Origin of the sequence: Bradyrhizobium sp. BRP19 (assembly GCF_020194195.1) — a bacterium.
In the GTDB taxonomy this organism is placed as follows: Bacteria; Pseudomonadota; Alphaproteobacteria; order Rhizobiales; family Xanthobacteraceae; genus Bradyrhizobium; species Bradyrhizobium yuanmingense.
Window position 1 is genome coordinate 1 of record NZ_JADYVZ010000044.1, and the last position, 7,541, is coordinate 7,541.

The following is a 7,541-nucleotide window of genomic DNA, read 5'->3' on the forward strand; positions in this document are numbered from 1 at the left end:
CCCCTGTGGATCGCGCCGACGCCGGGCTCGTAACTCCGGTCGGGCTACGCCCTCCCTGCGTCACGAGCCCGGCGAAGCTCTCTCATCCTGATTGACGCTCCACTGTCACCCTGATTGCCGCGCGGCAAGCCCGCTTCGGCCCATCGGTAAGTCGTGCCATCGACCCAGATCCGATGCAGGATCACTGCGAGCTTGCGTGCCAAGGCGACCTTTGCGCGCTTCGAGCCCCTCCGCTTGGCGACGTCCATCCCCCAGTGTTTGAGTTTTGAGAACCGCGTGATGCGCGATAACAGAACGTTGGCGGCTTCATACAAGGCCGTCCGCACCGTCTCATCGCCGGCCAGCGTGATTCCGCCCGTGACGTCCTTTTCTCCCGATTGATATTTCTGTGAGCCCGAACAGCGCGCCTGCTGCCTTTGACTTTACAATGCGATGAGGATCATCAATCGCCGATTTGTAGGTGATGGCCACCAGGGGGCCAACGCCTGGTACTGTCATAAGCCGGCGGCAGACTGCATCATCACGCACAATTGCCAGCACAGCCTTGTGTAGTCTTCCGTATTCTGCCTTTCTCCACGGCTGTCCTCCGTCTCCAGATGCTTGGGGCCTCAAGTCGTGACCCCGTTTCATCATCTATCGGGGGACAGCCACCATCATGACCCCTTGCTCCGGAGCCGGGCCCATTACCGCATCTAGTAGGTGCCTTGCATCCTTCTCGGCGCCGAGTCGCGCCCCCATTGCCAGGCGACCGTGACTGTGATGCGGCAACCAGTTCTGGTAGTTGTGCCACGGCTTTTTGCGGTGGATGTATCCTACCGCCAGCCTTCTTCCCTCCCCGAAGCTGGCGGTGGAGTTAGCGGCGCGCGTGAGTGGGGACAGCGTTTCTTCTTCTCTCAGATTGAGCGCCGAGCCACGTGGCCGCTACCTCCCAACCATGGGGCCAAAGGATGCATATATTCGAGCGGCACAAGCGCTTGAGGTGCTTGCAGCCAATCAGGCCCGGGCGGCCGATCAGCCTTTGAGCCTGGCAGATCGCCAAGTTGCGACATTTGATGCCGAGGAGGCTCGGGCAGTGTTAGGCATCCTCGACAGCGTGAAGCCCAATCTTAGGCCGAAGGATGCCCGGCGGATCGCTGCGCGCATACGCGATCTTCTAGAGGGTGAGGGCTGAGTGAGCGGCGAAGGAGTTCGACTAGGCAGCTCTCCGGCAATTCATGTCCTGTAGGGTAGCCAAAGTCATTTCGATGAAACGTCAGCTTTCTTGACCAGCACTTTAACGAGTCGACCGTTAAGAAGCCGGATTGAGCTGAGCTAGACAGTTGAGCGAGCGCCAGAGCGAGACCAACAATAGGCGCAAAAGTTCTCTGAACCAGGCGAGGATGCGACGGAGGTTGTGTCCGACGGCGGAGAGGACGACGTTGGCGGCATCGCCGGCGCGGCCCTTGAGGTAGCACCGGCCGAGGTGTCCTTCGGCTTTGAGGTGTCCGATGATGGGCTCAATGGCGGAGCGGCGGCGCAGCTCACGCTTGATGGCGCCGAAGACACCGCGCTTCTGGCCGGAGATGAAGACGCGGCGGGGATTTTGCGCGTCGTGGCCGCGGTAGCCCTTGTCGACATAGGCCCGCTCGACCGCACAGCCGGTGAGTGTCTCGGATGTGCTTGAGCAACAGCAGCCCGATCATGAAGCGGGTCTCGATCCCCGGCCTGCCGTTCTCGCTGTAGAGCGGGGCGATCTCGCTGTCGATCCAGTCCCAATCGATCTTGCCGGCAAGCAGAACCAACTCGTGCTTCATGTTGATGATCTGGTCCAGCCGTGCCCGGAACAGATCGTTCGATCCCGTCGTCTTGTGCTTCTTCGGCCGCATCGTCCCTCCGGTGCACCACACAAGCACGGTTCACAGCGGAGAGGAATCCACAAAACGAATTGCAAGGTTTGCGACCATCAAGCCTCAAATCCCTGCAATCTCAAACGCCGTCAAAACACCAAAAACAGACCGCTGCTCAATCGCTTACAGGCTTGTTCACAGCCGACTAACGATGGCCTCAAGCGCCGCGATACGGTCTTCGGCTTTCCCCAGCGCATTTGCAGCCCTGAGAAGGTCAGCCTTCACCTGTGTATTTTCACTCGCGGCTGCAAGCCGCTCCATAGCACGTTGAGCTTGATCAAGTCTGTCCTGATGACCAAGAAGGTCGACCATGATTCATTTTCTCCCATTGGTGATCTACAAGCGCGACAATACCTGATGTAGCGAGCGAGGCGTCGATGTGGAGGGCCGCGCGCCTGCCGCTACGGGCCGCCCGCCACGCGCTCGACCCATGCCGAAGAACCTACTTCCGCCGAGTGGGCTTCGATGGCCCCTTGTGATCCGGTCGCTGAGTGAGGGCGGACGCCGAAACGGTTTTGATCTCCTTGTTAGTCAGCGCGCCGGGGCTCCGAAGTCCTTTCGAAGCAATCGACCCCACGCCTTTGCCGGTACGTTCATTTTTTGCCATTGGAGTGCCTATCGGTTTCGCGACTCGGGATGAGCCGCAACCAAAGATATCACAGACAATTCTTTTCGCCTCCCGTACAATTCCGGTGCGGCGAACGCAAACGCTGAGGCTATTTAATAGACAGCTTCCGAAAATCCGTGCGACTACAGGGCTGATGCTTGTCGCCCCTGAAGGTCTGCCGATGGTCAGAACGGAAAGCCCCAATCAATCCGCGTTCACGCGCCCTCGCAGGGGATTGCGACGTGAAGACGCGGCGTTCTACGTCGGGGTGTCTCCGTCCACATTCGATAAGTGGGTTGAGGACGGCACGATGCCGAGGCCCATCAGGCGCGGCGGCATGGTCTTGTGGGACATGCGACTGATTGACCGCGCCTTCGAAGTTCTCTCGGGCGATGCGGAAGATGCGAACCCGTGGGCTAGTGTGAGCCTAACGCAGCAATAGCCTGCTTGGCGAGCAGCCTTTGCTCCGCAGCCTTCGTGTATCGTTCCAGCTCTTTCAAGCTGTCGTGGCCGTTGATGCTGGCAATCACCTTCAGTGACAACCCCAGCTCGGCAAGTCGACGGGCTGCCGCGAAGCGCAACGTGTGGGGGCTGCATTGCGTCGTGATCCCGGCCGCTTTGCCCCAGGCTGAAAACTTGCCGGTGAACGACTTGTCGCTGTAAGGCTTTCCGCGTTCAGTCAGGATGAATGCGGATTCCGACGAAGTCGCCCGGGTGTACCGATATGAAGTCGCCGGGGGATTCCGAGACGATGTCGCCCACCTTTCCGATTTGATCTCGCCCGGTGACGAGGCGTTCTGGCGGTAGTTTCTCTGGCATTTGGCGAGCCGCGTGGTCAACCTGGAATCGCGGCTTGAACTTCTTCCGTTTCTGTTTCTGTTGCGGTTCTGTGGGCATGTGGGCAACGCCTGGCGTTGTCCAAGCGAAGCGGCATGTCCACAGCGTTACGGGCTCAGGCCTTTCGGGCGGATTGCCGAGTTCGGCGCAGGCTCTCGCCGGTGAGGTCGAGCCGATGGGCATTGTGGACGAGGCGATCGAGCACGGCGTCGGCATAGGTGGGATCTCCAATGAGCACATGCCATTGGTCCATGGGGAGCTGGCTGGTGACGATGGTGGAACGGTGACCGTAGCGATCTTCGAGGATTTCTAGGAGGTCGTGACGGGCGCCGGCATCGAGCGGCTCGAGCCCCCAATCATAGAGGATCAGCAGATCGACAGGGCCGAGGCCGCGCAATAGGCGTGGATGGCGGCCGTCGCCGCGCGCGAGAGCGAGGTCATCGAACAGCCGCGGAACACGTTGATAGAGCACGGAGCGATTGTCACGGCAGGCCTTGTGGCCGAGCGCCGAGGCGAGCCAGCTCTTGCCGACGCCGGCCGGGCCGCAGATCAGCAGGTTCGCATGGTCGTCGATCCAGCGTCCCTCGACAAGCTTGGCGAACAGTGGGCGGTCGAGGCCGCGCGGGGTGCGGTAGTCAATGTCCTCGACGCACGCCTGCTGACGCAGCTTGGCGTAGCGCAGGCGGGTGGCGAGCCGCTTGTCGTGGAGGTCGACCGGCCGGCGCTCAAGCCGTTGCCGGCGAGCCCCTACCTGCTCGCCGAGTGGCGGATCCGCCGCGTCAGCCTCGATTACCACGTCGAGGTGGAGAAGCATTATTACAGCGTTCCGCATCGCTTCGCCCGCGCTGAGGTCGAGGTGCGGTTCACCGCCCGCACCGTCGAGATCTTCCACAAGGGCGAGCGGATCGCCGCGCATCAGCGCATGAGCGGCAATCACAAACACACCACCGTGCCGGAGCACATGGCCTCCAGCCATCGGCGCTATGCCGGCTGGACTATCGCGCGTATCCGCCAGGACGCCGCCGCGATCGGGCCGGCAACCAGCGCATTGTGCGACCTCATTCTCGACGAGCGCTCGCACCCCGAGCAAGGCTTCCGCGCCTGCCTCGGCATCCTCAGGCTCGCCGCCTCCTACGGGCGCGAACGGCTGGACGCCGCGGCTGCGCGGGCGATCGACATCGGTGCGCGCACCTATGGCTCGGTCAAGTCGATCCTCGCCAACAATCTCGATCGGCGTCCCGCTCATCAGCGCTCCGCGGACGATGCGCCGATCCTGCATGCCAACATCCGCGGACCGCGCTACTACAATTAGGAGACCATCCCTTGCTCACCCATCCGACCCTCGACCGCCTCAACGCCCTCGGCCTCCACGGCATGGCCGAGGCCTTCGCCGACATCGAAGCCACCGGCGAGGCGAATAGCCTCGGTCACGCCGAATGGCTCGCGCTGCTGCTCGAACGCGAAGCCTCGCTGCGCTCCTCGAGCAGCCGGCGGCGCGTCACGCCGAGCCGCCGGATCGGCCGCTCCTCGTTGAGCCTTGTGAGCAACTCGCCGATCGCCGCGTTGACCTCGGCGAGGCTGTAGAAGACGCGGTGGCGCAGGCGGCCGAGCAGCCAGCGCTCGATAATGAGGACGGCTTGCTCGACCTTGGCCTTGTCGCGCGGCTTGCGCGGCCGCGCCGGCAAGATGGCGGTGCCGTAATGCGCCGCCATCTCCGCATAGGTGCGATTGATTTGCGGGTCGTACAGGCTCGCCTTGATGACCGCGACCTTGGTGTTGTCGGGCACCAGCAGCGCCGGGACGCCACCGATCGCCGCGAAGGCGCCAACATGGGCACTGATCCAGTCGGCGAGCCCCTGCGTCCACGTCGCCTGCGCGGAGGTGAAGCTCGAGGCGCCGAGCACGGCGACGAAGATCTGCGCCGTCCTCCGCTCGCCGGTGAGGCGGTCGACCACCACCGGCACGCCGTCGCCCGCGTAGTCGACGAACAGCTTGTCGCCGGCCGCGTGCGCCTGGCGCATCGTCACCGACAGGCGTCCCTCCCAGGCGCGGTAAAGCTCGCAGAAGCGCGAGTACCGGTATCCGCCGGGCTCGGCGCCGATGTACTCCTCCCACAGGATTGACAGCGTCACGTGCTTGCGCTTGAGCTCGCGGTGCACCGCGGCCCAGTCGGGCTCGGCGATGCGGCGGTGACCCTGCCGGTTGCCGTTGCCGGTCTTGGCGAACAGACGGACCTCCAGGGCCGCGTCCGTGAGTTCGTCGGGCAACGGCCAGCTCAGGCCTGCGGCCTCGAACCGCCGGATGGTCAGCCGCACTGTCGAGGGCGCCGCGCCCACCCGCCGCGCAATCTCGCGGCTCGGCAGCCCAGCCGCCTTCATCCTGATCACATCGCGCACACGGCGCATCGCAAGCCTCTCCGTCGGCATCCAGGGTCCCCCTTCGCAAAGCCGAAAGGGGGACCCTATGGAAGCCAGAAGAGGCCTCGTCACCCGGGCGACATCATCCCGGAACGGTGGGCGACATCATCTCGGAATGGGTGGGCGACTTCAAATCGGAATGGTGGGCGAGATCATCTCGGAATGCTGGGCGACATCGAGCGGAATCCGCAAGGATGAATGCTGGCGCATCGGTTGCGATCTTGCAGGCCTTGAGCGCGGCGAGTTGTGCAGCTAGTGGGATTTCCAGCTCTTTGCCGGTCTTGTTTTGTCGGACTTCGATGCTGCTGTCGTTCAGGTTATCGAGATCGAACTTGCCGCCGACCACGCTGTGAGGCCCGAGCCTGACCGCATCGCCGCGCCGTTGGCCGGTGTAGGGCAGTACGGTCATAGCGAGATGTTGCCGAGTGCCGAGGGGCCACCGCTCGAAACTCGGCTATGTTGGTTTCCGATAGCGTGTCCCAACCTTTCTTCGCGCCTTTCGGTCGACGCTTCTTTTTGATGTCCTTGGCCGGATTGTCCTTTCGGTACTTGTGGTCCTTGGCGAACGCCATGAGCAGCCGGAAGATTCGCCGCGTACTGTTCCCGGCCTCTATGCCGCCTTCAGCAGCCCGTTCGTCGACCATGCGCTTGAATGTCCTCCTCGGTGATCTTGGCGACGGGCAGGCTTCCAGCGGCCTCTTCGAGCCGGGCAAATAGGCGGGTGTAGTTGTCCTGAGTGACTTGGCCCAACTCGGGGAACTTGGATCTTTTTGTAATGCCGGATAAGGGCCGCCATACTGCCAGCGGGAACGGTTTTGACGGGCGTGCGCCGCTTGCCAGCTTTCAGGCGCGCTCGTTGCCTGTCCGGCCTTCCTGCCCTCCTCCAGGGCGGTTGCGTAGGCCCGCATAAACTCTTCCGACCAGGGCAGCCCGGGCAGGGTGGCGCGCGGTATGCCTTTCTTTCGGACGTAGTGGCGCGGATGGCCGTGGTGCAAGGCTTTTTAGACATACCGTACCGGGGAAGTCGGCGGCGGTTTTGCATGCCTGAGCATGGGGGTTCGAGCCCACCCAACTGTACCAACAAAGTCAAATGCTTACAGAAATCATCGAAGGTTGCGGATTTGTTGTAGCTACCAGATAGCTACCACGAGAGCGCTAATTTAGTGCATTGCGCTCGCTTGAGCGCGACCGAAATTCTCGTGCCTAGCACGTTGTCCAGATGCCGCTAGTCCGGCCTGTGGGTTGCGGTCGGTGTGAATGAAAATGAACCGACTCGCACGGCATCGTCTCGGATCCGCCGGTCGATCGAACTCAACTTGTAACGAGCGTTGACACCAATGCTCTCTCAAGGTTGAAACAGGCCCTAGGGAGCGCCAAGATCAAAAACAGGCTTTGATTTAATTGATCTTTTTGACCTGGTTGTCAACCTTGCGACCTTAGGCAGCGGCCACCTTGACACTTTCGGTCGCATTCCACCGACCTCCTGTTTCAATCGGGATCGCTTAAGCGGATATGCACGGGCGAGCTTGGCTGTCTGCTCGGCATTGACAATGAAGACAATTCCTATCGATTAGCTTAGCGTCGCGCTTCCGAGCGCGAGCGTCGTAAACGTCCATGATAGGTGTCTGATTCCCGCAAATGAACTCATGCATGATCCATTGTTGCTTTTGCGCTATGGATGTTATGTAACGCGCACGCCTGCAGCAGGATGCGCGATATTTCAATCGATCAGCCTGACCTCGACGGCTCTGTACTTCGAGCGCTGTTTATTGAAACGAATACCGAAAGTCACGC

At 61.8% G+C, this 7,541-nt stretch carries 4 protein-coding genes and 6 pseudogenes; 2 read left to right on the forward strand and 8 right to left on the reverse strand.

Translation table 11 applies throughout. The features are described from left to right. Positions 1–44: 44 nt before the first annotated feature. The 5 genes and pseudogenes from I6F36_RS38045 to istB form a co-directional block, all read right to left on the reverse strand. Positions 45–567, reverse strand: a pseudogene (locus tag I6F36_RS38045) (transposase); the annotation flags it as partial. A gap of 721 nt (positions 568–1,288) precedes the next feature. Beyond that, positions 1,289–1,865, reverse strand: a pseudogene (locus tag I6F36_RS38050) (hypothetical protein). A gap of 156 nt (positions 1,866–2,021) precedes the next feature. After that, entirely contained in the window at positions 2,022–2,198 is a 177-nt protein-coding gene (locus tag I6F36_RS38055; protein WP_225143841.1) for a hypothetical protein, read from the reverse strand. A gap of 711 nt (positions 2,199–2,909) precedes the next feature. Next, positions 2,910–3,332: a tyrosine-type recombinase/integrase gene (locus I6F36_RS38065; RefSeq protein ID WP_225143844.1), complete on the reverse strand. Its 423-nt coding sequence runs from the start codon at positions 3,330–3,332 to the stop codon at positions 2,910–2,912. A 113-nt stretch (positions 3,333–3,445) separates the two neighbouring features. Next, positions 3,446–4,033: pseudogene (gene istB, locus I6F36_RS38070) on the reverse strand (IS21-like element helper ATPase IstB); the annotation flags it as partial. On the opposite strand from istB, the pseudogene I6F36_RS38075 reads away from it, so the two are divergent. Further along, positions 3,941–4,642 (forward strand): annotated as a pseudogene (locus I6F36_RS38075) (IS21 family transposase); the annotation flags it as partial. The pseudogenes istB and I6F36_RS38075 sit on opposite strands and share 93 nt — an antisense overlap. Here the strand turns inward: I6F36_RS38075 and I6F36_RS39965 are convergent. Then, positions 4,639–4,761, reverse strand: a complete 123-nt coding sequence (locus I6F36_RS39965; RefSeq protein ID WP_346656712.1) for a hypothetical protein — start codon at positions 4,759–4,761, stop codon at positions 4,639–4,641. The pseudogene I6F36_RS38075 and the gene I6F36_RS39965 overlap by 4 nt on opposite strands. On the opposite strand from I6F36_RS39965, the pseudogene I6F36_RS38080 reads away from it, so the two are divergent. Next, positions 4,705–4,836: pseudogene (locus I6F36_RS38080) on the forward strand (ATP-binding protein); the annotation flags it as partial. The gene I6F36_RS39965 and the pseudogene I6F36_RS38080 sit on opposite strands and share 57 nt — an antisense overlap. Here I6F36_RS38080 and istA read toward each other — a convergent pair. Both istA and I6F36_RS38090 read right to left on the reverse strand, forming a co-directional pair. Then, a pseudogene (gene istA / locus I6F36_RS38085) lies at positions 4,806–5,735 on the reverse strand (IS21 family transposase); the annotation flags it as partial. The pseudogenes I6F36_RS38080 and istA sit on opposite strands and share 31 nt — an antisense overlap. Positions 5,736–5,829: 94 nt before the next feature. Further along, positions 5,830–6,156, reverse strand: coding sequence for a hypothetical protein (locus I6F36_RS38090; RefSeq protein WP_225143848.1), 327 nt, complete (start codon positions 6,154–6,156; stop codon positions 5,830–5,832). Between the last annotated feature and the right edge of the window lie 1,385 nt (positions 6,157–7,541).